The following is a 21,739-nucleotide window of genomic DNA, read 5'->3' as shown; positions in this document are numbered from 1 at the left end:
AAATGCGTTTCAGGACTCAAATGCGTTTCCAGATGCGTTCATATTTCATCGCTTTCACCTCCCTGATGCTTTTGAGCGCGGGCACCGCGCAGGCCAAGGTCGAGATCACCGTCGACAAGGACAATCAGCAGATGACCGTCGCCGTCGACGGCGTCGCGCGCTATCACTGGCCGGTGTCGACCGGCATCCCCTCCCGCGAAACGCCGAATGGCGCCTTCCGCACCTTCCGCATGGAAGAGGACCACTACTCCAAGGAATTCGACGACGCGCCGATGCCGCACGCGATCTTCTTCACCAAGGTCGGGCACGCCATCCACGGCACGGACTCGGTCGGCCGACTCGGCTCGCCGGCGTCGCACGGCTGCGTGCGGCTGTCGCGCCAGAACGCCTCGACGCTCTACGCGCTGGTGCAGCAACAGGGCGTGCTCAACACCACGGTGACGCTGACCGGCTCGGCGCAGGTGGCGCTCGCGCGCAATCCGCGCGGCCGCAACAACACTGCAGTCGCGCGCGCCCCGCAGCAGCCGGCCGAGGAGCAGTACGCCACCACGGGCGATCCCGTGAACCTCGCACCGCCGGCGCAGCCCGCCCGCCGCTACATGCCGCAGGACGACAATTACATCTATCCGGCCGACGGCAGCGACACCGGCGCGCGCTATCCGGCGCCGCGCTCGGCCGGCCGCCCGCTCTATGACGCGCAGGTCTATCAGCAGCAGCCGCAACAGCAGCAATATTACAATCAAGGCTACGGCCAGCAGGGCACCTATTATCAGCCGCAGCCCCGGCAGGTTTATCAGCCGCGCGGCTATTACTACCAGAACTGATGCTATCTGAACGCGGCGTCGCCGCGTTCGACGATCTTTCGCGCAGCGTCGACGAAGGCACGCGCCACCGGCTCGAGGATCTCAGGCCCGGTCGCGGCGAGATCGTCCGAGGGCGTGTGGAACGTGCGATGGCGGCCGGCCATGCCGAGGAAATTGGCATAGCCCGCCGCGTGCACGTCGCGCAACTCGCCGACCGCCTGCTTCTCCGTCACCAGGCGTTTGGCCGCGACCCCGGCGAAAGCCTCGTCGGTCAGTGCGACGGCGGATTTGCTCAGCACGAGATAGCGCTCCTCCTCGGGCCGCTCGGTGCGGGCGCCTTCCGCAAAGGCGTAGCACGCGTTCGACGAGCCGAAATGGATCCACGCCAGCGTGTCCTTCGGCGCGGGCGCGCCGTGCTTCAGGAACAGCTCCATGCCGCCATGGCCGATCTCATGGCCTGCGGTGGCGATGAAGACGACATGGGCCGGCCATTTTTCGGCGGCGACGGTGCGCGCCAGCGCAAGGAAATTGGCGATGCCGGGGCCGCGCTCGCAGACGCAGGAGTACCAGCCGGTCATCGGCGTCGAGACCACGATGGTCGGCCCGTGGCCGGCCCCGGTCTCGGCGATGACGTTGCGGCCGGCGACATCGCGCTCGTAATGGCCCTTGACGTCGAAGGTAACGGGCGCGCCTGAGGCGAGCGCGCGTTCGAACACGCCACGCGACTTCGCACCGACCACCATCACCGGCACCGGCCAGGGCGCATCCTCCTGGGTGACGTTGTAGGCGAAGCGATCGTCGGCGGGATTGCCGATCATCAGCAGGATGGCCGCCGGCTTCCTTGCCGCGGCTTCCGTGATCGCCGCACGGTGGGTCGGCCCCAGATAGGCGCCGCGATCGAACGGCAGATCGAGCAAAAGGACCTTGCCGGCGGCATCGCCATCACGCGCCAGCGGCGCGGCGAGATGGAAGCTGGCCTTGTCCTCCGGCGGCCACCAGAACGGCGTCGCCTCGACAGCCGTGCCGGCGGCCTCGGCGCTGGCCTGCTCGACGACATATTGCCGGCCGAGCACGACGGGCTGGAAGCTGACCTCGAAGCCGGCCTGCCTCATCTCGCCGGCAATCCAGTCCGCCGTTGCGCGATCGCCGGGTGAGCCGAAGCGGTGCAGGCCGAAAGACGCATAGCGCTTCACATCTTCATAGAGGCTCGCGCCCGAAAGCACATCCTTGGCTGCCGCCTGCCCAACCATAAGCACCGCCATCGCTGCGATGAAGATAAGCCGCATGAGAGTCACTCCCGGAACCGATCTTCTTTTGAAGATCAGTTTCGCCCCTTCGCGGCTGGCGTCAACCACCCTCGCCGACCAGCACGAACGGCGCCCACACCGCCGGATCGGCATTGCGCGGCGACGACCGGTCGGCGATCAGCGCCTTCATCGACCGGCGCAATGCCTCGGCGCGGCCGATGCCGGGATGCGCGGTGAGTTCCGAGAATGCTCCCGTTGTCAGGCGCACCGCCGCATCGGAATCCACCGGCCAGTGCGAGACCAGCAGCGCGCGTGCGCCGGCATAGAAGAACGCGCGTGCGAGGCCTGAGAGACCCTCCGCGCCCGGCCTGTCGCCGGCGGCGGTGTTGCAAGCCGACAGCACCGCCCAGTCCGCGTCGAGCTTGAGCCGGGCGATGCGGCTGGCGGTAAGCAAACCGTCGTCGTCGCTGGTTGGCTTTTCGGGCAGCGTCAGAACCAGCGCCGGCTCGCTGAGGCCATTGACCTCGCCGGCAACAAGGCCGTGGGTGGCGAAATCGACGACGCGGTACTGATCGAGCGGCAAGGTGCTCACGCTGGTCACGGTTGCCGCCGGGCCGAGCTTGACGTCGTCCTGCGGCGACGCGCCGAGCGCGCGCGCCACGGCCTGGAGCTCGCCTGCCGTCTCCGGCAATGCAGGCAGGCCAGTGCGCAGCCGATCGAGATCGACGGCGGTGCCGTCATAATAGCTCTGATACGGCTGCACGTTGCGCCCGGCACGCTTGTCACCCGGCGAGCGCTGAAACACGGGATCACCGAACCCGATGAACGGCTTTTGCGCCCGCGAGTCCTTGGCAAAGCTCCGCAGCGCGCGCAGGCTCGACACCGACGGCAGCACCGTGATGGCGCGCTCGTTGAGCAGCCACGCCGCCTGCCGATAGCGATCGGCGGACGCAGTGTCCGGCTTCTTCGTCACCAGCACGTGAAACGGCAGGCTGGTGAGCGCGCCGACCGGGACGATCAACAGTTTCGGCTTGCCGGCGATGTCGGCCGAGATCGGACCGAACAGCGCGGCGTAGAGCTCGAAAGACGCATCGAGGTCGAACGACGCCTTGGCCGCCTCCGGATCGGCGAGCCCCTGCCGCAGATGCGCGACACGGTCGCTTATCTCGCGGCTGCCGAGCGCGATCTGGCGTAGCACACTCGTCTCGCGCGTCACGGCGAAGGCGTAGGTCTTGTCACTGAGCGCGATGAACGCCACCAGCGCCTCGTCCGGCTTCAACAGGCCCTGCGTTTGTGCGATCGACAGCGGCTGCGGGTTGGACAGATCGGCATAAGCGGGAAAGTTGCGGTCGAGCTGTGCCGTGACGTCATCGAGCGATTTTTGCGTCTGCGCCGTCTGCGCACGCAGGCTGGCGATCAGCGCGTCGTTGCGCTTGCCGTCAGCTTGTCCAAGCTCCACGGTCACACGCTTGTCGAGTGTCGCCAGGCTCGCCTTCAGGTCCTGCTGCCGTCGCACCAGCCCTGCGATCGCGTCATTGCCGGCGCCGAACCGCGCCGCCATCTGCGCCAGCGCGGCGCCCGCGCTGGTCTCGTGCGCGCGTTGCGCGGCGCCAAAAGCCTCGTCCTTTGCCGCGTTGTCGGGCCTGCCGTCCGTCACGCGCCAGATCGCCTCGATCAGCCAGGGATCGAGCTCGGTGAAGCGGGTGAATTGCGTAGTCCGCTGCGCGTTGAGCGCGGCGGCTGCCAACCGCAGCCGTGCCAGGGCGTCCGGCCATTTGCCTTCGCGGCGATCGACGTCGGCGAGATTGATCAGGGTTGCGATGGTGTCCTGATGACGCGGACCGAGCCTGTCCTGCGCGATCGCCAGCGCGCGGTCGAGCCGGCTGCGGGCGTCCGCCAGATTACCGGTCTTGAGATCGAGCAGCGCGACGGCGCGCAGATCCTTGACGAGCCGCGGATGTTTGCCACCGAGCCCGCGCTCGTCAATCTCGAGGCAGCGGACGAGATATTGCCTGGCCTCATCCATTTGGCCGGCGTCCATCAGGGACCGTCCCAGCGAGCCGATCGCCAGCGCGGTCGGACCGCTGCCTTCACCGAACTTGCGCTCGATCACGGCCAGAGAGCGGCGGTAGAGACCGATCGCCTGATCGTTGCGGCCGAGGCTGGCGTAGCTGTTGGCGAGGTTGTTCAGGGCGCGCCCGACATCGGGGCTGTCGGGGCCAAAGGCCTTCTCATAGATCGCGAGCACACGTTCCTGAAGGCCTGCGGCCGCCTCGTTCCTGCCCTGGGCCGAATAGGCATTGGCGAGATTGTTCAGCCCGATCGCGGTGGTCGGATGGTTGGGACCGTAGATCCGCTCATAAGCCTGAAGCGCCTGCTGGTAGAGCCTTTCCGCCTCGGCATAGCGCGCCTCATGCTCGAGCACGGTTGCGAGATTGCCGATGGCCGCCGCGGTGTTCGGATGCGATTCGCCGTTGCGCATCCGGCTGATCGCGAGCGAGCGCCGCATCGCCGCCTCGGCTTCCGTCAGGCGGCCCGCGTCCGAATAGAGGTTGCCGAGGTCGTTGAGCATCTTGTCATAGTTCGGCGCGGCCTCGGCGCCTCCGCCGAGGCTGCGGTCCAGCAGATCGAGCCCCTGCTTCAGCAGCCGCTCGCCGTCGTCGAAGCGACCGAGCAGGCCGTAAACGTCGCCGAGACTGTCCATCGCGGAGGCGACATCGACAGGCGGCGCATTGGCGACTTGCAATGCGGTGAGCGCCCGCTCGAAATAGCCCGCCGCTTCCTTGAAATTCTCCTTGTCTCGCGCCAGGCCGCCGAGCGCGGCCAGCGTGTCCGCGAGGCGCACGTCATTGGCGCCGAAAGCGCTTGTGCCGAGCGCAAGCGCGCGTTCGGCCACATTGGTCGCCTCGGCGCGGCGGTCGAGCATGCCGAGCGATCCGACCAGGATGTGCGAGGTGCGTAGTGTCGAGGCGACGTCGTTGTTGCGCAGCTTGATGGCGAGCGCCGCATTCAGCTTGTCGACAGCCTCGGGGTAGCGGCCGAGATTGTGCAGGAACATGCCCTCGTTGTGCAGCACGCCGGCATAGTTCATGCTGTCGGCACCCTGCCGGCGGCGCACCAGGTTTTCGAGCTTCTGGGCGGCGGCGAGCCCGTCGGCCCAGCGCCCGGTCTGCGTCGCCGCGTTCATCTGCGCGAGCAGCGAATCGAAATCATTGCCGCGCTGCGGGAAAGCCGGTCCGGAGATCAGGACCACAATGCACAAAGCGGCAAACAAGCGGGCGCGGCTCATGCAAAAATCCCGTCACGCGCATCAAAAGGCAATCCTCGGAGGATACGGGCAGCCCTTGCCCCTGTCGACAGCAGGAAATCACGCCAGCCTGGGCATGAACTGAGCAGCCGGGCGACGCAGGAGTGCAACAGTCCCCAACCTTCAACGCCGCAGCGTTTGCGCCAAATTGACAACCTTGGGGTCGTCCGTATTGTCTTTCCATTATTTCTGGGAAATGACATGACACGCGAGCAGATTTCGGATTTTTGCGTGACCGCTCTGGCCAACATCCTACGAATCTCGAGGGATCGGGTCGACACCGCCACAAAGTTCAACCGCCTCGGCCTCGATTCGGCGATGCTCGTCTACCTCATGATGGAACTTGAGGAGAAGCTCGACATCGAATTGTCGACCGACGACTTTTACGACCATCCGACCGTCGAGGCGCTGTCGCGATTTCTCGCCGACAAGCGCGCGATCCGCACCGCCGCCTGAGGGCGGCTGAAACCGGCGCAGCCCGATGGAAACTTTCCGCTCGCTGGTGGCTGTGCTGGCCCGGCGCGCGGCGGAGCAGGCTGATGACCGCGCCTATGTATTCCTCTCCGACCGCGGAACGGAGGAAGCCACCCTCACCTTCCGCGAACTGCATGACGCCGCAACGGCGCTCGCCTCGCGCCTCACCAAAGTCGCGCGGCCCGGCGAGCGCGCCATCCTGGTGTTTCCACCCGGCCTCGAATTTCTGGTGGCGTTCTTCGGCTGCCTGATGGCAGGTATCATCGCCGTGCCGATGATGATGCCACGGCGAAACGGCGCGCGTGATGCCAGCTTCGCGATCCTCGCCAATTGCACGCCGTCGCTGGCGCTCACCACGTCAGCCTTCGCGCTCCGCGGCGATCTGCAGGCGCGCTTTGCGCAAGAGAGCATCCGGTGGATCGAGGTCGATCTCGCCGGTGACGGCGGGATCGCCGATCTGCCCGAACCGGTGCCCGACGATATCGCCTTCCTGCAATATACCTCCGGCTCGACGTCGGAGCCCAAGGGCGTGATGGTGAGTCATGCCAATCTGCTCGCCAATCTCGAGATGATCCGGCTTGCGCTCGGCAACACCAGGCGATCCACCTATGTCAACTGGGTGCCGCTCTATCACGACATGGGACTGATCCTGAACGCGCTGCAAGCACTCTATGTCGGCGCGACCTGCGTGCTGATGGCGCCGAATGCGTTCATGCAGCGGCCGCTCGGCTGGCTGCGCGCGATCTCGCATTACCGCGCGGAGGTGGCGTGCGGCCCGAATTTCGGCTTCGACCTCTGCGTCAGCCGCTATCGCGCCGACCAGATGGACGGCATCGATCTCTCCTCGCTCAGGATCGCGCTCAACGGCGCAGAGCCGGTACGCGCCGAAACGATCGAGCGCTTTGTCGAGACCTTTGCCCCACACGGATTCGATCCACGCGCGACGTACCCGGCCTACGGCATGGCCGAAGCGACGCTGCTGATTTCCGGCGGGATGCGCGGCCGCGGCCATGTCACGCGCAGCGTCAGCCGCACAGCGCTTCAGGCGCGTGCGGCAGAGGCACCTTCCGGTGCCGATGACGAGCAGATCGTTGTCGGCTGCGGACGCGCGCTCACCGATGAGCGGATCGCGATCGTGGACCCGGAGAACCGAAAACGGCTGCCCGCCGACCGCGTCGGCGAGATCTGGGTCGCCGGCGCCAATGTCGCCCGCGCCTATTGGAGCAATGATGAAGCGACGCGCGACAGCCTCAATCCGGAGATCGCCGGCGAGGACGGACCGTGGTTGCGCACCGGCGATCTCGGCTTCCTCGATGGATCAGGTGAATTGTTCGTCACCGGGCGGATCAAGGATCTCATCATCATCCGCGGCATCAATCATTATCCGCAGGATATCGAGCGCACGGTGCAGTCGCTCGACGACGCACTTCGTGAGAACTGCGGCGCGGCGTTCTCGGTGCCGGACGAGAACGGCGAGGAAGCGCTCGTCATCGTGCAGGAGGTCGAGCGCACCGCACGCCACACGATCGACAGCGAAGAGATCAAGGGCCGGATCCGCGAGGCCGTTGCCGACAGCCACGAGCTCTCCGCACGTCACATCGCGCTGATCCGCCCAGGTCGCCTGCCGAAGACCACCAGCGGCAAGATCCAGCGCAAGCTGGCGCGAAAACTCTGGCTCGATGGCGGGTTCGAGGAGATCGGCTAGGCTTCAGAAGCTGATCTCGGCCTTCTCGCCGGCACGCAGGCTGGCTGCAATACCCTGCTCGATCCTGCGCGCGATGGCCGCGCGGTAGTGGACGAGGTCGGCGAAATTGGCGGGATCCCGCGTCAGCGCATTGTCGACGCGATAGTCGATCAGATTGCTGTTCGCGCGCCCGCTGACGATGGCGCGGAAGGCGTCCTTGCAAGCCGCATGAGCCGCGGCATCGCGGCTGCCGGGAACAGGCACCGCCGTGTAAAAGGTCGGCGGCATCACCAGCACGACCGACACATCGCGCGGAAGTTTTGCGATCACAGCCGCCAGCATGCCGGCATAGGGAAAACTGCCCGTGATTTTTCCCGTGAACGGCGCCGCCCTCGCCGGCTGCGCGGCGTCGGGATGCTTCGCGCCGGGCGCCCATAGCTCCTCGTAATTCCAGTAGCCGTCGGCGCGGACCGGCTGGCGTGCGCCGCGCGCGATAGCGATGCGCTGGAAGGATCGATCGAGCGCAGCCCAGGTGAAGAGATTGCCGAGATAACGCAGCGTACCGCCCTCATAGAGCCAATACGGAAAGGGGTCCTGCGACAGCGGCAGCAGGGCGTTGTTGCACCAGGGCTGATCGACCGAGACGACCAGGGCCCGGATCGCCTGGTGGTGCCTGGCGAAGAAATCGAGGATCGCGAGATCGCCGCGCGGATCGGCACCGGGCGCGACGAGCTGAACGAAACGCAGACCCGTTGCGGGGTCCAGTCTTGCGGGCTCGAGCAACTGCCCGGTGGAATTGCCCAGGATGGCGGAATCGAATTGCCCGTCGCGTGCCCGACTGACATTGGCTGTCCACGGATTGCGGTCCCCAACACCGACAATGCCGAAGGCACCAAACCGGCCGCTGTCATAGGGATCGACAAGGATCACGAGGGTCGCGATCAACGCGGCGCCGAGCGCGAGCGCGCCGAGGCAGGCAGCAAGGCTGCGGCCCCATCCGGGTGAGACGTCAGAACTGGAAATAGACGAACTCATGTATCCCTCGTTCGCCGATCTGAATCAGCAGCGCCAGAATGCCAATTCCGAGCAGGCCGGCCATCAGCACATTCGGACGGCGGGTGAAGAATGCCACGATGTCCTGGCTCGCCGGCAGCAGGAACGCGACCGGCGGTGCCGCCACCAGCGGCCACAATTGTCCGCCGCGCGCGAGCGGCAAGGGTTGAGCAAGCCCGACGAAAACGTGCCAGGCAGCCTCCACCGACCCCGCGCGAAAAATCACGCCCGTTACGAGCACGAACAGCACGGTGAGCGCCCAGCCCAGCCACGAGGGGAAATCCGGTCCATAGCGGCGCCACAGCGTGCAGACGACCAACGCGAGGCCGTGCAGCACGCCCCACAGGACAAAGGTCCAGCTCGCGCCGTGCCACAGGCCGCACAGCGCCATGGTGATCATCATCGCGCCGAAGAACTGGACCGGCAGAAAGCGACGCGGCAAGAGGCGCATGTTGACCAGCGGATAGAACACGTAGTCGCGCAAGAACAGCATCAGGGTGATGTGCCAGCGCTGCCAGAAATCCTGAATGTTGGTGGAGCGCAGCGGCGCATTGAAATTGCAGGGCAGCTGCACGCCGAACAGGAAGCCAAGGCCGATCGCGATGTCGGAATAGCCGGAGAAGTCGAACAGGATCTGAAAGGAGAAGCAGAAGGCGAGCCAGGCATCGCCGCTCGCAAGCGGCCCGCTGGCTGCCTGCACGTAGATGGGATCGAGCAGATGCGCGATGCTGTCGGCGATCACCACCTTCTCGAACAGGCCAAGCGCGATGAAGCAGGTCGCGATGCAGAACTGGCGCTGCCAGCCCGGCACATAAACCTGCCGGCCGAACTGATGCATCACCTCCGACCAGCGCGCCAGCGGCCCCGCAATCGCCTGCGGGAAGAAGGCGATGTAGAGCGTGTAGCGGTCGAGCGTGTAGAGCGGCGCACGGCCGCGCTTCAGATCGACCAGATACATGATGTGGTGGAAGGTGAAGAAGGAGATGCCGAGCGGCAGCCCGATGTCGAGTGCGGGCAGCGTCGTGCCGAGCACAAGGCCGAGATTAGCGAGAACGAAATTGGCGTATTTGAACAGCGCCAGCACCGCGAGATCGAGCACGATCACCAGCGTCAGCACCGCCTTCCACTTCACCCGCCCATAGGCGACCGACGCGATCCAGTTGATCGCGATCGAGGCGACCAGAAGCAGGATGAAGGACGGGCTGCCCCAGGCGTAGAAGGCGAGCGACAGCGCGACCTGCACGCCGATCCGCAAATGCGGATAGGGATCGGCCAGGCGGGTGATCAGCAGCGCCGCAGGCAGGAAGATCAGGAGAAAGGGGTAGTCGTTGAACAGCATCGGTTCAAAGCTGCATCATCACCGGCGTTCACGCCGGCCGATGATGCTCAGCCTGTTTCCAGGTCGGGCGCCGCATCGCCCGGCTGCCGCGACATGCGCCGCGCGATCTTCTCCTCGCTCGGCACCTTGACATCCCAGGCAAGCCCGAGCGCCTCCAGCGCGCGGATGAAGATGAAGCCGGGATCGAACTCGAACCAGCGCAGGCCGAAGGCCGCGGAATAGGGAAAGGCGTGGTGATTGTTGTGCCAGCCTTCGCCCCAGGCGAGCCAGGCCATCAAGCCGAGATTGCGGCTGTTGTCGTCGCGGGTGACGAATGGCTGTGCACCGAAGGTGTGCATGACCGAGTTGATGGCGGAAAAGGTCTGCTCGACCACGAACATGCGCACCACGCCTCCCCACAAGCAGCCGCTCAGCGCGCCCCATAGGCTCATGGTAGCCAGGCCGCCGATTGCGGCCGGCAGCAGCAGGCCGAGTGCAACCCAGGTGTAGTAGTAGCTGTTGACGGCAATCAGCCTGCGGTCCGCCATCAGGTCCGGCACGTAATGCGCGACGTTGGGATAATCGTGCTCGACCATCCAGGTCAGATGCGCGTGCAGGAAGCCGCGCAGCCGTCCAATGGCGCCGTCGCCGTGCAGCCGCGGCGAATGCAGGTCACCGTCGTGATCGGACAATTCATGGTGCCGCCGGTGCATCGCCGCCCAGGACAGCATGGGACCGCGGCCCGCCATCGATCCCATGACGATCAGGATCGCGCTCATCGTCGTGGAGGTCGCGAAGGCGCGGTGGGTGAACAGGCGGTGATAGCCGACGGTGAGGCCGAGCCCGGTGATCAGCCAGAGGCCGAAGAACAGGCTGAGCTCCATCACCCCGATCGATCGGTAGAATAACAAGCCCAGCGCAACCAAAGTGCCGACGAAGGGCAAAACGTCGAACATGATGAAATGCCGCCGCTGCATCTTGTGAATATGCCGGCTGCGAATGATGCGGTGATCGCGTTTCTGTTGCACGGTCGGAAATTCCAGGGCGGCCTCCAAGAGTATATACAAGCCGGACGGACGCAACCCAAGCCACAGCCCAAGGTTTCAACAGGCGCAAAAGCCTATAAGATAGGCCAAACTCGCCGAAATGCGGTTGAATATCGGCCCTTCCTCTCGCCTTCCTCTTGCCCTTCGGACTGTGATGACGTCACGTGGTGCGGCAATCCTGGCGACGATCTCGATCGTGATTGGGGGAGAGTGCATGGCCTTCGATCTCGAGGCGCATCGCGGCGGGCGGGCGCTGTTGCCGGAAAACACCCTGCCGGCCTTCGCCAATGCGCTGTCGATGGGCGTGGATACGCTGGAGCTCGATGTCGGCGTCACCGCCGACGGCGTGGTCATCATCTCGCACGAACGCGGGCTCAACCCTGATATCACACGGGATGCGAGCGGCGCCTATGTCGCGTCGCCCGGCACGCCGTTCGTGAAACTGCGGCTCGAAGAGGTCGGGCGCTATGACGTCGGCCAGCTCCGTCCGGACAGTGCCTATGCCAGGCAATTCCCGCAGCAGCGCGCCGTGTCGGGAACGCGCATTCCGACCTTGAGCGCGCTGTTCGCGCTGGTGCGCAAGTCCGGCAACAATCGCGTGCGCTTCAACATCGAGACCAAGATCGACCCGAACCACCCGGACGAATCCCTCGACCCGCAAGGCTTCGTCACCAAGCTGCTCGGGCTGATCGCGGCCGAAAAATTTTCCGATCGCGTCATGATCCAGTCGTTCGACTGGCGGACGCTGCAGCTCGTCCAGCAGCAAGCGCCCAACGTGCCAACGGTGTACCTGACGCTCCAGCGCGGCTCGGGCCAGACGGTCGCGCTCGACAAGGCCACCAACTGGACCGCGGGTTTCAGTCCGGCCGATCACGGCGGCTCACTGCCGCGCACCATCAAGGCTGCGGGCGGTGCGATCTGGTCGCCCTATTTCGGCGACGTGACCGCGGCGCTGATCACCGAGGCCCATGGGCTCGGACTGCGCGTCGTGGTCTGGACGGTCAACAAGCCCGAGGACATGGCGCGCATGATCGAGATCGGTGTCGACGGGATCATCTCGGACAGGCCGGACCTGTTACGGCAGGTGGCCGGCGAGAAGGGCATTGCGCTGCCGGCGGGAACGCCGGTGGAGCCGTAAGGTCTATCCGCCGTCATGGCCGGGCTTGCCCCGGCCATCCACGCCTTGCCCCGCGGTGCGAAGAACGTGGATGCCCGGGACAAGCCCGGGCATGACGACCTCTCGTAAATCTGCGCGGCGTACCATTGAATACCCTACTCCCCATCCCTCAAGCGCCGGTACAGCGCGCCCAGTATGTTGGAATAATCGTCGGTCCAGACCCGCACCCTGTCGTCGGCTTCGGTCTGCTCCCAGACCTTGGACGACGCGAGCTTGCCGACATCGGCCTCCTCGCGCGCGGAAATGACGACGTCGGTCGAGAAGATGTAGTCGGCATCGCGCCCGGAATCCTCGTTGTAGACCCAGCTCTTGAGATCGTTGGCGTCGGCAATGCCGACCACGACTGTCTCGAGGTCGAGGTGCCGGTTCGAGACATGCATCACCACGGCGCCATGGGGCGCGAGCTTGTCCTTGTAGATCTTCATCGCCTCTTCGGTCGCAAGATGGATCGGGATCGCGTCCGACGAATAGGCATCGACGATGATGAGATCATAGGCCCCGTCGGGCTCCTTCGCGAAGGTGAGGCGCGCGTCGCCGATCACCGGCTTCAGGTCCGGCAGGCAGCTCGAGATGTAGCGGAAATTCTTCGGGTCGCGCGCCGCGTCGACCATCGACTGGTCGATCTCGAAGAATTTCCAGCTTTCGCCGGGCTCAGCGGCGCAGGCAAGCGTGCCCGATCCGACGCCGATCGCGGCGACCTTGAGCGGCGCGCCCTTGCGCTCGCGGATCGCGGTGATGGCCTGACCGATGCCGCCGTCCTTGTGATAATAGGTGATCGCCTCGGGCCGGCCGGTGACCGGCGTGCCGTCATTGTTGCGGAAGCGCTCGGCGCCGTGGATCGTGGTGCCGTGCATCAGCACGTGGAAATAGCCGCCCGGCGTCTCCACGATCTTGTGCACGCCGAAGAAGCTGCGCACGGTGGTGACGCGGCCTTCGTCCGGGGGATAGATGCGGATCAGCGCCAGCGCCAGCGCGACGGTGGCAAAAATCTTCCAGCGGCCGGCATTGAGCGCCAATGCCAGCAGCGCGGCGAGGACGCCAACGGCGCCGGCGACCCAGACGCGGTGATCCTCGAACCAGGTCGAGAGGCCCCCCGTCGTGGTGGACGGTGCAACGAGCGCCACCGCGAGTGCGGCGAGCGCCAGCCAGTACCATTTGACGATGCCGGCGAGACGCTCGTTGGCGGACGGGCGGCACAGCGCGGCGAGCGCGACCAGGATCGGATATTCGGCGATCCACGAGAAGGTGAAGGGGGCAACGAGGCCGGCAAAGAGGCCACCGACCATGCCGCCGAACGACAGCGCGACATAGAAGCCGGTGAGATATTTGGCGGCCGGACGGGTGCGCGCCAATTCGCCGTGACAGGCCATGGCGATGACGAAGAAGCAGAGCTGGTGACCACCGAGCGTCAGCAACAGATTCTGTTCGCCGCCGAAGGCCAGCAGGAAAACCACGCCCGCGATCGCCACCGGCTGGAGCATCAGCATCCATTTGTGCGGCAGCAGCGGCCGCGACTGGAACACCACCACCCAGGTGAGCAGATACAGCGACAGCGGCAGCACCCAGAGCAGCGGCGCCGCGGCAACGTCGGTGGAGATGTGCGCGGTGACGGCGATGAGCAGGCCCGACGGCACCGCGGCCAGGAAGATCCAGCGCAGCCGCGTCACGAGGCCGGGCGCCGGCGCATTGATCTCCTCGGTTCGCGCGTCGACCACCGCAAGCTTCGGCGAGCGCAGCAGCAGCACGCCGCAGGCGGCGATCAGGAGAATCAGCAGGCCATAGCCGCCGGTCCAGAACCGGTTCTGCGTGTGCAGCGTGAACATCGGCTCCAGCAGGAACGGATAGGACAGCAGCGCGAGGAAGCTGCCGATGTTCGAGGAAGCATAGAGGAAATAGGGATCGTGGCCGGCGGGATGGCCGGTGCGGACGAACCAGGCTTGCAGCAGCGGATTGTTGGCGGCAAGTGCGAAGAACGGCAGCCCGATCGACACCACGAACAGGCCGAGCAGCCAGACCGCATAGCCCGACGCGGGCGGCTCGCCATAAGCGGTGGCGATGCCGAGCGGCAGGGTCGCGAAGGCCAGCACCAGCAACAGCAGATGAACCACCACCGGCACGATACGGTTCCTGACCTGCATCAACAGATGCGCATAGGCATAGCCCGCCAGCAGCAGCGACTGGAAGAACACCATCGCCACCGACCACACCGCCGGCGAGCCGCCGAGCCGCGGCAACACCATCTTCGTGAACAGCGGCTGCACCGAGAACAGCAGCAGCGCGCTGACGAAGATCGCAGCAGTGTAGACCGCCAGCAGCAGCCGGTTGCGCGACGAGGACGGCTGCTCCGTGGCGGCGGGTTGCACGATCGAATCCATGGAAGCTCCAGCAAAAGCGTTTTGCAGCGAAGTAGGCACCGGTTCGCGCGAGAAAACGCGTCGGATAACGCTCCGGCGGGCGCCGGACGGGCGCAATGGAGCACAAGGCGCCTGAACGGGCAATAAAGGGTCTCGTGATGTTGCAGCGAGAAATGCTTGATATAGAGATGTCATTCCAGGTCCGGCCCTTCGGGCCATCCCGGAACGACCGCGGAACATTCAGAACCCCATGAGCGAAACCGACGTCGTCATCATCGGCGCTGGCCATAATGGCCTCACCTGCGCGGCCTATCTGGCGATGGCGGGCCTGCGCGTGCGCGTGGTCGAGCGCCGCAAGGTGGTCGGCGGGGCCGCGGTCACCGAAGAGTTTCACCCGGGATTCCGCAATTCCGTCGCGGCCTACACCGTGAGCCTGCTCAATCCGCAGGTGATCCGCGACCTCAAGCTTGCCGAGCATGGCCTGCGTGTCGTCGAACGGCGGGCGCAGAATTTCCTGCCGGCACCGGACGGCAGCTATCTCCTCACCGGCGAGGGACGGACGAAGGCGTCAGTCGCGCGGCTCAGCGCGCATGATGCGAAGGCGCTCGACGGGTTTTCACGGGAGCTGGAAGACATCGCCGACGTGCTCCGGCAATTCGTGCTGCGGGCGCCGCCGAACTTGCTCGACGGTTTTGGCACGAACGCGATCCGCGAGACCGTGAACGCACTCCAGAGCGCCAACATCCTGCGCGGCCTGACGCTGGAGCAAAGCCGCAACCTGCTCGATCTCTTCACCCGCTCGGCCGGCGAGATGCTGGACGAGCGGTTCGAGCACGATCTGGTCAAGGCGCTGTTCGGCTTCGATGCCATCGTCGGCAATTACGCGAGCCCCTACGCGGCGGGCTCGGCCTATGTGATGCTGCATCATGCCTTCGGCGAGGTGAACGGCAAGAAGGGCGTCTGGGGCCACGCCATCGGCGGCATGGGCGCGATCACGCAGGCCATGGCGCGTGCCGCGCGCGACCGGGGCGTCGCGATCGACACCGATGCCGGCGTGCGCGAGGTGATCGTCGAGCGCGACCGCGCCGTCGGCGTCGTGCTGGAGAACGGCGAGACGATCCGCGCGAAATATGTTGCGGCCAACGTCAATCCAAAATTGCTCTATACGCGGCTGGTCGCGGCCGACGCCCTGCCCCAGGACTTTCTCGCCCGCATCCGCCACTGGAAGAACGGCTCGGGCACGTTCCGCATGAACGTGGCGCTGGACCGCCTGCCCTCCTTCACGGCGCTATCAGGCGATGGCGATCATCTCTCCTCCGGCATCATCCTGGCACCCAGCCTCGGCTACATGGACCGCGCCTGGCTCGATGCGCGGGCGGAGGGCTGGAGCCGCGAGCCTGTCGTGGAAATGCTGATCCCTTCGACACTCGACGACACGCTGGCGCCCGAAGGAAAACATGTCGCGAGCCTGTTCTGCCAGCACGTCGCGCCGGAGCTTCCCGACGGAACGTCGTGGGACGATCATCGCGACGAGGTCGCCGATCTCATGATCGCAACGGTGGACAAATACGCGCCGGGCTTTGCGGCCAGCGTGCTCGGCCGCCAGATCCTCTCCCCGCTCGATCTCGAACGGCAGTTCGGCCTCCTCGGCGGCGACATCTTCCACGGCGCGCTGACCTTGAACCAGCTGTTCTCGGCGCGGCCGATGCTGGGTCATGCCGATTATCGCGGGCCCCTGAAGGGCCTCTATCACTGCGGCTCCGGCGCCCATCCCGGCGGCGGCGTCACCGGCGCCCCCGGCCACAACGCGGCCCAGGCGATCCTGAGGGATCACCGCTCGCTGTTCGGAAGCCGTGGATAGGTCTGTGGATGAGCTGTGGACAGGCTGTTGGCAGGGCTGTGATCAAGCAGCGGACGTCTGCGAAAGACCGATCGGGACAGGCTGGGGAAAGCCGGTGGAAAATTCCGGGACAATGACTGGAAAGGCCGGTGGATAGCCCCATGCAAGACGGCGGATAACCTGTGAACACCGTCCAAGCACCGGCCTCAAAACGACTTCGCCCGCCAGGGGGCAATTCCCCCAGCGGGCGCGTGTCAAAAATGCAGCCTATGAAGAAAGTAGCCCCCGCTGGGAAATGGGAGGCGGAAATTACTTCAAGGAGGTGCTAATCGAACCGAACTTCTCGTTCATCGTGCTGCCCAGGCTGTTCACCACGGTGATGATCGCCAGTGCAATACCGGCCGCGATCAGGCCGTATTCGATAGCGGTCGCACCGGACTCGTCAGACCAGAACTTCAAAACCATGCGCTTCAAGACTCGCCTCCATTTCCATTTCAAGCTGTGTTGGTTGGCCCCAACACCCGGAAATCTACGGGACGCAACCTACGGCGCGGTTAATCCTGCGATTGCAACTTGTCGGAAAATTGGGAACAAAAGTTCCAGAAATTGAACGCGACGGAACCCTAGAATGCAGCCTTCTCCCACCCATCGCGCCAGCTTTTCGATCGGCACAGAGGCCGCGGCCAGGCGTGTCGTGGACGTCCTCACCGAGGTGTTCTTCGAGGGCGACGCGGCGGTCGCCGCGTTCGAGCGTCCGGACGGACAATGGGACGTCACGCTGCATTTCGCGGACGCGCCGGACCACGTCTTGCTGCGCGAACTCGTTGCAACTTCAGCCGGAAATGACATCGCCGATACGCTTGTCTTCGACACGATCGAGGCCAAGGACTGGGTCAAGGCCAGCCTGGAAGATCTCGTTCCGGTCCCGGCCGGGCGCTTTGTCGTGCACGGCAGCCACGACCGCGACCGCGTCGCGCCGAACAAGCTCAAGATCGAGATCGAGGCGGCGCTCGCCTTCGGCACCGGACACCACGGCACCACCCGCGGCTGTTTACTGCTGCTTGACCATGTCCTTAAAAGCGCGCGGCCAAAGCGCCTGCTCGACCTCGGCACCGGTACCGGCGTGTTGGCCATCGCAGCGGCGAAGGCACTGCATGGTGCAGTGCTTGCCTCCGACATCGACGCGCCCTCGGTGCGGGTGGCGGCCGAGAACGCCCGGCTGAACGAAGTCGGTCACCATGTCAGGGTGATCCGCGCCACCGGCTTCGCCGCGCCGGATTTTGCGCGCGCAGGCCCGTTCGACCTGGTGCTGGCCAACATCCTTGCCAACCCGCTACGGCAGTTGGCGAGCCCGATGGTGCGGCACCTCGCGCCGGGCGCGCGCGTCATCCTCTCCGGCCTGTTGACGCACCAGGCCCCCGCCGTGATCGCCGCCTATCGCGCGCGCGGCCTCGTGCCGTTGCGGCATTTGCGGATCGAGGGGTGGAGCAGTCTGTTGCTGAGGAAGGTAGGGTGAGCTGCAAGGTGAGGTGAGCTGCATCCGCGGCGACGGTGCGCTCCCTCGCCCCGCTACTCCGCCGGCTTCTCGTCCCGGCGTATCGCGCGCTCGCCTTGCAAGGCGCGACGGGCGCGGCGCTCGGCGAAACGGTCGATCATCTGGCTGATGAGGCCGCGCGGCTTCTTCGGTGTCGTGGCAGCCGGGGCGCGGCGCACCGGCGGCGAAATCTTCTCAAACGTGAACGCTGGCATCGTGTGTCCCCTCGCCGTTGAGATGAACCACCTGCTCGAATTTCCCTGTTATGCGGACGAAGCGCAACAGCTGCATCCCGTACTCCACTCAATTCGAATGGAACCTTTTCAAGCACAGTCCATGCCACATGGCGCCGCGAATGCGTCCACATTGCGGAGCGATCCCCATGATCCTAAAGTGATCCACCATGTTCGAAGCACACTTCCAGACATTCGAGGAGCCCGAGGCCGGCGTCGCATTGACGGCGCGCCTTGCCGCGCTCCGTGAAGAACTCGCCCGCCGCAAGCTGACCGGCTTCGTCATTCCGCGCGCCGACCAGCAGCAGAATGAATATGTGGCGCCCTCGGAAGAGCGGCTCGCCTGGCTGACCGGCTTTACCGGATCGGCGGGTTTGGCGGTGGTGCTGACCCACGAGGCCGCCTTGTTCGTCGACGGCCGCTACACGATCCAGGCGGCCAAGCAGGTCGATGCGAAGGCCTGGGCGGTGGAATCGCTGATCGACCCGCCGCCGGAGAGCTGGGTGACCGCGCAGCTGAAAGCCGGCGACCGCCTCGGATTTGATCCATGGCTGCACACTTTTGCGGCAGCCGAGCGCCTCGCCACCGCCTGCGCCAAGGCCGGCGCCGAGCTGGTGGCCGTCGACAGCAATCCGGTGGACGCGATCTGGCACGACCGGCCGCAGCCGCCGCTGGCCCCCGTCGCGGTGCACGGAATGCAACATGCCGGCATCGGCGAGGCCGAGAAGCTGGCGCAGATCAAAAGCGAGATCGCCAAGCTCGGCGCCGACGCCTTGGTGCTGTCGGACAGCCATGCGGTGGCCTGGACCTTCAACATCCGCGGCGCCGACGTCGCGCATACCCCGCTGCCGCTGTCCTACGCCCTGGTGCCGAAGGACGGCCGGCCGACGATCTTCATCGACCACCGAAAACTCTCCAACCTGACGCGCGACCATCTCGAGCAGTCGGCCGACGTGCGCGAGCCCGACGCGATGGCGCCGACGCTGATGGCGCTGGCCAGGAGCGGCGCCGCGATCGCGCTCGACAATGCCACCGCGGCCGACGCGCTGAGCCGGCTGATCGCCGGCGCCGGCGGCAAGCCGGTGCGCGGCAGCGATCCGATTGCGCTGCTCAAGGCGGTCAAGAACGCGACCGAGATCAAGGGCACGCAGACGGCGCATCGCCGCGATGCCGTGGCGCTGGCGCGCTTCCTCGCCTTCATCGATCGCGAGGCGGCAAGCGGCAAGCTGACCGAGATCGACGCGGTCGAGGCGCTGGAGACGTTCCGCCGCGACACCGGCGCCTTGAGGGACGTATCTTTCCCGACCATCTCGGGCACCGGCCCGAACGGTGCCATCGTGCATTACCGCGTCACCCGCAAGAGCAACCGGCGCATCGCGCCCGGCGACCTGCTGCTGATCGATTCGGGTGCGCAGTATGAAGACGGCACCACCGACGTGACGCGCACCATGGCGGTCGGCGAGCCCACGGGCGAGATGCGCGACCGCTTCACCCGCGTGCTGCGCGGCCACATCGCGATCGCGCGCGCGATCTTCCCCGACGGCACCACCGGCGCGCAGCTCGACACGCTGGCGCGGCAATATCTCTGGGCCGCCGGCGTCGATTTCGAGCACGGCACCGGCCATGGCGTCGGCAGCTATCTCAGTGTTCACGAAGGACCGGCGCGGATCTCGAAGCTCGGCACCACGCCGCTGAAGCGCGGCATGATCCTCTCCAACGAGCCCGGCTACTACAAGACCGACGGTTTCGGCATCCGCATCGAGAATCTCGAACTGGTCGTCGCCGCCGACATCAAGGGCGCCGAGAAGCCGATGAACGCGTTCGAGACGCTGACCCTGGCGCCGATCGACAGGCGGCTGATCGATGTGGCCATGCTGGCCAAGGACGAGCTCGACTGGCTCAATACCTACCACGCGCGTGTGAGGGCCGAGGTCGGGCCGGCGCTGGATGAGGCGACCAGGGCGTGGCTCGTTCAGGCGACGGCCGAACTGAAGCCGTAGCGCGCATAGCGCTACGCGATTTGCGCAAGGCTCTCTCCTCGCCATGGCTGTCATGCCCCGAAGGCGGGGCATCCAGTACGCCGCAGCCTCACGATTCAATCACGACTGCCTCTGGAATACTGGATTCCCCGCCTTCGCGTGGAATGACACCGAATTTTTTGCACGCGCAACGCGCCCAATCGGTCGCCATTGTGCCCTCATCATAACCGTCCCGAAATCCGTATAGCCGCATTCCGAAACGCCGATATCCGTCTTGCGTGAGCACGCTACAGTCGATTCGAATTCGAAAGACGGACACCTTATGCACGGCACGATCAACAGGCCGCCGGAAGCGGCGAAGAACATCGCGACCTCACGCGTGGTGTTGCTGTTGCTGGTCGTCATGACCGGGATCGCGCCGATCTCGCTCTATATGCTGGTTCCGGCGCTGCCGGTGCTGGCGACGAATTTCGGCAGCGACATCTCGGTCGCGCAGATGACGGTGTCGCTGTTCATGGTCGGTATCGCCTGCTCGCAGCTCATCATGGGGCCGCTGTCGGACAAGTTCGGGCGGCGTCCGGTGCTGCTCGCGGGGCTGGCGCTGATGGTGGCGGCGAGCATTGCCTGCATCTTCGCGCAGAACCTGCCGCAACTGATCGCCGCGCGCTTCTTCCAGGCGCTGGGCGGCGCCACCGGCATGGTGGTGAGCCGCGCCATCATCCGCGACATCTACGAGCGCCAGCGCGTCGCCTCCATGATCAGCCTCGTCATCGCGGCCCTGATGATCGGGCAGATGCTCTCGCCGCTCACCGGCGGCCTGATCGAAACCGCATTCGGCTGGCGCGCGATCTTCTACGCCATCACCATCGGCGCGATCATGGTCGCCGTCGGCATCGCCGTGGCGCTGCCGGAGACGCGCCGCACCCGCGCCGCCGGCAGCGGCTTTCGCGCCGACATCGGCGTCCTGATCAGAAACCGCGCCTTCGTCGGCTACGTGATGTGCCAGGTGCTGGCTTCGCAGATCATCTTCACCTTCGCCGGCGGCGGCCCCTACATCGTGGTGACGCAGATGGGCCGCAGCAGCGCCGAGTACGGCGCATGGTTCGCGACGTCTGGCTTTGCCTATCTCGTCGGCAATCTGCTCTGCGTGCGCTTTGCGCCGCGCCACGCTTTGGAAAAGCTGATCTGGTTCGGGCTCGGCCTCCAGCTCAGCGGCAGCCTGTTGAACCTGCTCTGGAGCTTTACGGGGTGGAACGAAGCGCCCGCCTGGCTGTTCGGCACGCAGATGATCGTGATGGCCGGGAATGCCTTCGTGATGGCGAATTCAGCTGCCGGCGCCATCAGTATCCGCCCCGAGGCTGCCGGCACCGCGTCAGGCGCGATGGGCTTCCTCCAGCAGGGCATCGGCGCGCTGATGTCGCAATTCGGCGCCTATCTCGGCGGCCATTCCGCAACGACGCTGCCGCTGACCTCCGCGGTGCTCGCGATCTCGCTGCTCTGCGCCTGCATGATGATGTTCGTCGTGCCGCGGCGGGAGGTGGTGGTGAGCGAGACGCTGATCGAGCAGGCGGAAGAAGAGAGCGGGATGATGTAAGGGGCGGCCCCCTCTCCCCGTCATTGCGAGCGAAGCGAAGCAATCCAGACTGTCACCGCGGACATAGTCTGGATTGCTTCGTCGCTTCGCTCCTCG

General features: G+C 65.7%; 16 protein-coding genes. 8 read left to right on the top strand and 8 right to left on the bottom strand.

Annotation, left to right across the window (positions count from 1 at the left end; translation table 11 throughout):
* Positions 1–32 precede the first annotated feature (32 nt).
* Positions 33–824 (top strand): L,D-transpeptidase, encoded by a 792-nt coding sequence (locus AC1RUR_RS02710; RefSeq protein WP_492841062.1) that lies wholly within the window; start codon positions 33–35, stop codon positions 822–824.
* Positions 825–826: 2 nt separating this feature from the next.
* On the opposite strand, the gene AC1RUR_RS02705 is transcribed toward AC1RUR_RS02710, so the two are convergent.
* Both AC1RUR_RS02705 and AC1RUR_RS02700 read right to left on the bottom strand, forming a co-directional pair.
* Positions 827–2,089: a hypothetical protein gene (locus AC1RUR_RS02705; protein ID WP_492841060.1), complete on the bottom strand. Its 1,263-nt coding sequence runs from the start codon at positions 2,087–2,089 to the stop codon at positions 827–829.
* A gap of 61 nt (positions 2,090–2,150) precedes the next feature.
* The gene (locus AC1RUR_RS02700; protein WP_492841058.1) at positions 2,151–5,339 is read right to left on the bottom strand and encodes a CHAT domain-containing tetratricopeptide repeat protein; all 3,189 of its coding nucleotides are present in this window, start codon (positions 5,337–5,339) and stop codon (positions 2,151–2,153) included.
* A gap of 219 nt (positions 5,340–5,558) precedes the next feature.
* Here AC1RUR_RS02700 and AC1RUR_RS02695 point away from each other — a divergent pair, with 219 nt between their 5' ends.
* Positions 5,559–5,813, top strand: a complete 255-nt coding sequence (locus AC1RUR_RS02695; protein WP_492821383.1) for an acyl carrier protein — start codon at positions 5,559–5,561, stop codon at positions 5,811–5,813.
* A 25-nt stretch (positions 5,814–5,838) separates the two neighbouring features.
* The gene (locus AC1RUR_RS02690) at positions 5,839–7,536 is read left to right on the top strand and encodes a fatty acyl-AMP ligase (protein ID WP_492841056.1); all 1,698 of its coding nucleotides are present in this window, start codon (positions 5,839–5,841) and stop codon (positions 7,534–7,536) included.
* A 3-nt stretch (positions 7,537–7,539) separates the two neighbouring features.
* Here AC1RUR_RS02690 and AC1RUR_RS02685 read toward each other — a convergent pair whose 3' ends face one another.
* Genes AC1RUR_RS02685 through AC1RUR_RS02675 form a run of 3 tightly spaced genes read right to left on the bottom strand, consistent with a single transcriptional unit; the run spans position 7,540 to position 10,914 of the window.
* On the bottom strand, positions 7,540–8,550 hold the full coding sequence (locus AC1RUR_RS02685) for a hypothetical protein (protein ID WP_492841054.1): 1,011 nt from the start codon (positions 8,548–8,550) through the stop codon (positions 7,540–7,542).
* The gene (locus AC1RUR_RS02680; protein ID WP_492841052.1) at positions 8,525–9,907 is read right to left on the bottom strand and encodes an MBOAT family O-acyltransferase; all 1,383 of its coding nucleotides are present in this window, start codon (positions 9,905–9,907) and stop codon (positions 8,525–8,527) included. Before AC1RUR_RS02680 ends, AC1RUR_RS02685 begins: the two co-directional genes overlap by 26 nt.
* Positions 9,908–9,954: 47 nt before the next feature.
* The gene (locus AC1RUR_RS02675; protein WP_492841050.1) at positions 9,955–10,914 is read right to left on the bottom strand and encodes an acyl-CoA desaturase; all 960 of its coding nucleotides are present in this window, start codon (positions 10,912–10,914) and stop codon (positions 9,955–9,957) included.
* A 172-nt stretch (positions 10,915–11,086) separates the two neighbouring features.
* On the opposite strand from AC1RUR_RS02675, the gene AC1RUR_RS02670 reads away from it, so the two are divergent.
* On the top strand, positions 11,087–12,070 hold the full coding sequence (locus tag AC1RUR_RS02670) for a glycerophosphodiester phosphodiesterase (protein ID WP_492841048.1): 984 nt from the start codon (positions 11,087–11,089) through the stop codon (positions 12,068–12,070).
* A gap of 134 nt (positions 12,071–12,204) precedes the next feature.
* Here AC1RUR_RS02670 and AC1RUR_RS02665 read toward each other — a convergent pair whose 3' ends face one another.
* Positions 12,205–14,484: a spermidine synthase gene (locus tag AC1RUR_RS02665; RefSeq protein ID WP_492841046.1), complete on the bottom strand. Its 2,280-nt coding sequence runs from the start codon at positions 14,482–14,484 to the stop codon at positions 12,205–12,207.
* A 229-nt stretch (positions 14,485–14,713) separates the two neighbouring features.
* Between AC1RUR_RS02665 and AC1RUR_RS02660 the strand changes: the two genes are divergently transcribed.
* Entirely contained in the window at positions 14,714–16,324 is a 1,611-nt protein-coding gene (locus tag AC1RUR_RS02660; protein WP_492841044.1) for a phytoene desaturase family protein, read from the top strand.
* Positions 16,325–16,612: 288 nt separating this feature from the next.
* Here AC1RUR_RS02660 and AC1RUR_RS02655 read toward each other — a convergent pair whose 3' ends face one another.
* Entirely contained in the window at positions 16,613–16,768 is a 156-nt protein-coding gene (locus tag AC1RUR_RS02655) for a Flp family type IVb pilin (protein ID WP_492841582.1), read from the bottom strand.
* A 163-nt stretch (positions 16,769–16,931) separates the two neighbouring features.
* Here AC1RUR_RS02655 and AC1RUR_RS02650 point away from each other — a divergent pair, with 163 nt between their 5' ends.
* Positions 16,932–17,819 (top strand): 50S ribosomal protein L11 methyltransferase, encoded by an 888-nt coding sequence (locus AC1RUR_RS02650; protein ID WP_492841042.1) that lies wholly within the window; start codon positions 16,932–16,934, stop codon positions 17,817–17,819.
* Between the two features lie 53 nt (positions 17,820–17,872).
* On the opposite strand, the gene AC1RUR_RS02645 is transcribed toward AC1RUR_RS02650, so the two are convergent.
* The gene (locus AC1RUR_RS02645) at positions 17,873–18,052 is read right to left on the bottom strand and encodes a hypothetical protein (protein ID WP_492841040.1); all 180 of its coding nucleotides are present in this window, start codon (positions 18,050–18,052) and stop codon (positions 17,873–17,875) included.
* 188 nt (positions 18,053–18,240) lie between these two features.
* Between AC1RUR_RS02645 and AC1RUR_RS02640 the strand changes: the two genes are divergently transcribed.
* Both AC1RUR_RS02640 and AC1RUR_RS02635 read left to right on the top strand, forming a co-directional pair.
* On the top strand, positions 18,241–20,070 hold the full coding sequence (locus AC1RUR_RS02640) for an aminopeptidase P family protein (protein WP_492841038.1): 1,830 nt from the start codon (positions 18,241–18,243) through the stop codon (positions 20,068–20,070).
* A gap of 301 nt (positions 20,071–20,371) precedes the next feature.
* Positions 20,372–21,643 (top strand): multidrug effflux MFS transporter, encoded by a 1,272-nt coding sequence (locus AC1RUR_RS02635; protein ID WP_492841036.1) that lies wholly within the window; start codon positions 20,372–20,374, stop codon positions 21,641–21,643.
* Positions 21,644–21,739 lie beyond the last annotated feature (96 nt).

This window comes from Bradyrhizobium sp. GW821-FHT12B03 (assembly GCF_058807535.1).
This window is presented reverse-complemented; position numbering and strand designations above follow the sequence as displayed.

Excerpts from the sequence above, each read along its gene's own strand:
- AC1RUR_RS02710 (WP_492841062.1), top strand. The coding sequence starts at position 33 with ATGCGTTCATATTTCATCGCTTTCACCTCCCTGATGCTTTTGAGCGCG.
- AC1RUR_RS02705 (WP_492841060.1), bottom strand. The coding sequence starts at position 2,089 with ATGCGGCTTATCTTCATCGCAGCGATGGCGGTGCTTATGGTTGGGCAG.
- AC1RUR_RS02700 (WP_492841058.1), bottom strand. The coding sequence starts at position 5,339 with ATGAGCCGCGCCCGCTTGTTTGCCGCTTTGTGCATTGTGGTCCTGATC.
- AC1RUR_RS02695 (WP_492821383.1), top strand. The coding sequence starts at position 5,559 with ATGACACGCGAGCAGATTTCGGATTTTTGCGTGACCGCTCTGGCCAAC.
- AC1RUR_RS02690 (WP_492841056.1), top strand. The coding sequence starts at position 5,839 with ATGGAAACTTTCCGCTCGCTGGTGGCTGTGCTGGCCCGGCGCGCGGCG.
- AC1RUR_RS02685 (WP_492841054.1), bottom strand. The coding sequence starts at position 8,550 with ATGAGTTCGTCTATTTCCAGTTCTGACGTCTCACCCGGATGGGGCCGC.
- AC1RUR_RS02680 (WP_492841052.1), bottom strand. The coding sequence starts at position 9,907 with ATGCTGTTCAACGACTACCCCTTTCTCCTGATCTTCCTGCCTGCGGCG.
- AC1RUR_RS02670 (WP_492841048.1), top strand. The coding sequence starts at position 11,087 with ATGACGTCACGTGGTGCGGCAATCCTGGCGACGATCTCGATCGTGATT.
- AC1RUR_RS02665 (WP_492841046.1), bottom strand. The coding sequence starts at position 14,484 with ATGGATTCGATCGTGCAACCCGCCGCCACGGAGCAGCCGTCCTCGTCG.
- AC1RUR_RS02660 (WP_492841044.1), top strand. The coding sequence starts at position 14,714 with ATGAGCGAAACCGACGTCGTCATCATCGGCGCTGGCCATAATGGCCTC.
- AC1RUR_RS02655 (WP_492841582.1), bottom strand. The coding sequence starts at position 16,768 with ATGGTTTTGAAGTTCTGGTCTGACGAGTCCGGTGCGACCGCTATCGAA.
- AC1RUR_RS02650 (WP_492841042.1), top strand. The coding sequence starts at position 16,932 with ATGCAGCCTTCTCCCACCCATCGCGCCAGCTTTTCGATCGGCACAGAG.
- AC1RUR_RS02645 (WP_492841040.1), bottom strand. The coding sequence starts at position 18,052 with ATGCCAGCGTTCACGTTTGAGAAGATTTCGCCGCCGGTGCGCCGCGCC.
- AC1RUR_RS02640 (WP_492841038.1), top strand. The coding sequence starts at position 18,241 with ATGTTCGAAGCACACTTCCAGACATTCGAGGAGCCCGAGGCCGGCGTC.
- AC1RUR_RS02635 (WP_492841036.1), top strand. The coding sequence starts at position 20,372 with ATGCACGGCACGATCAACAGGCCGCCGGAAGCGGCGAAGAACATCGCG.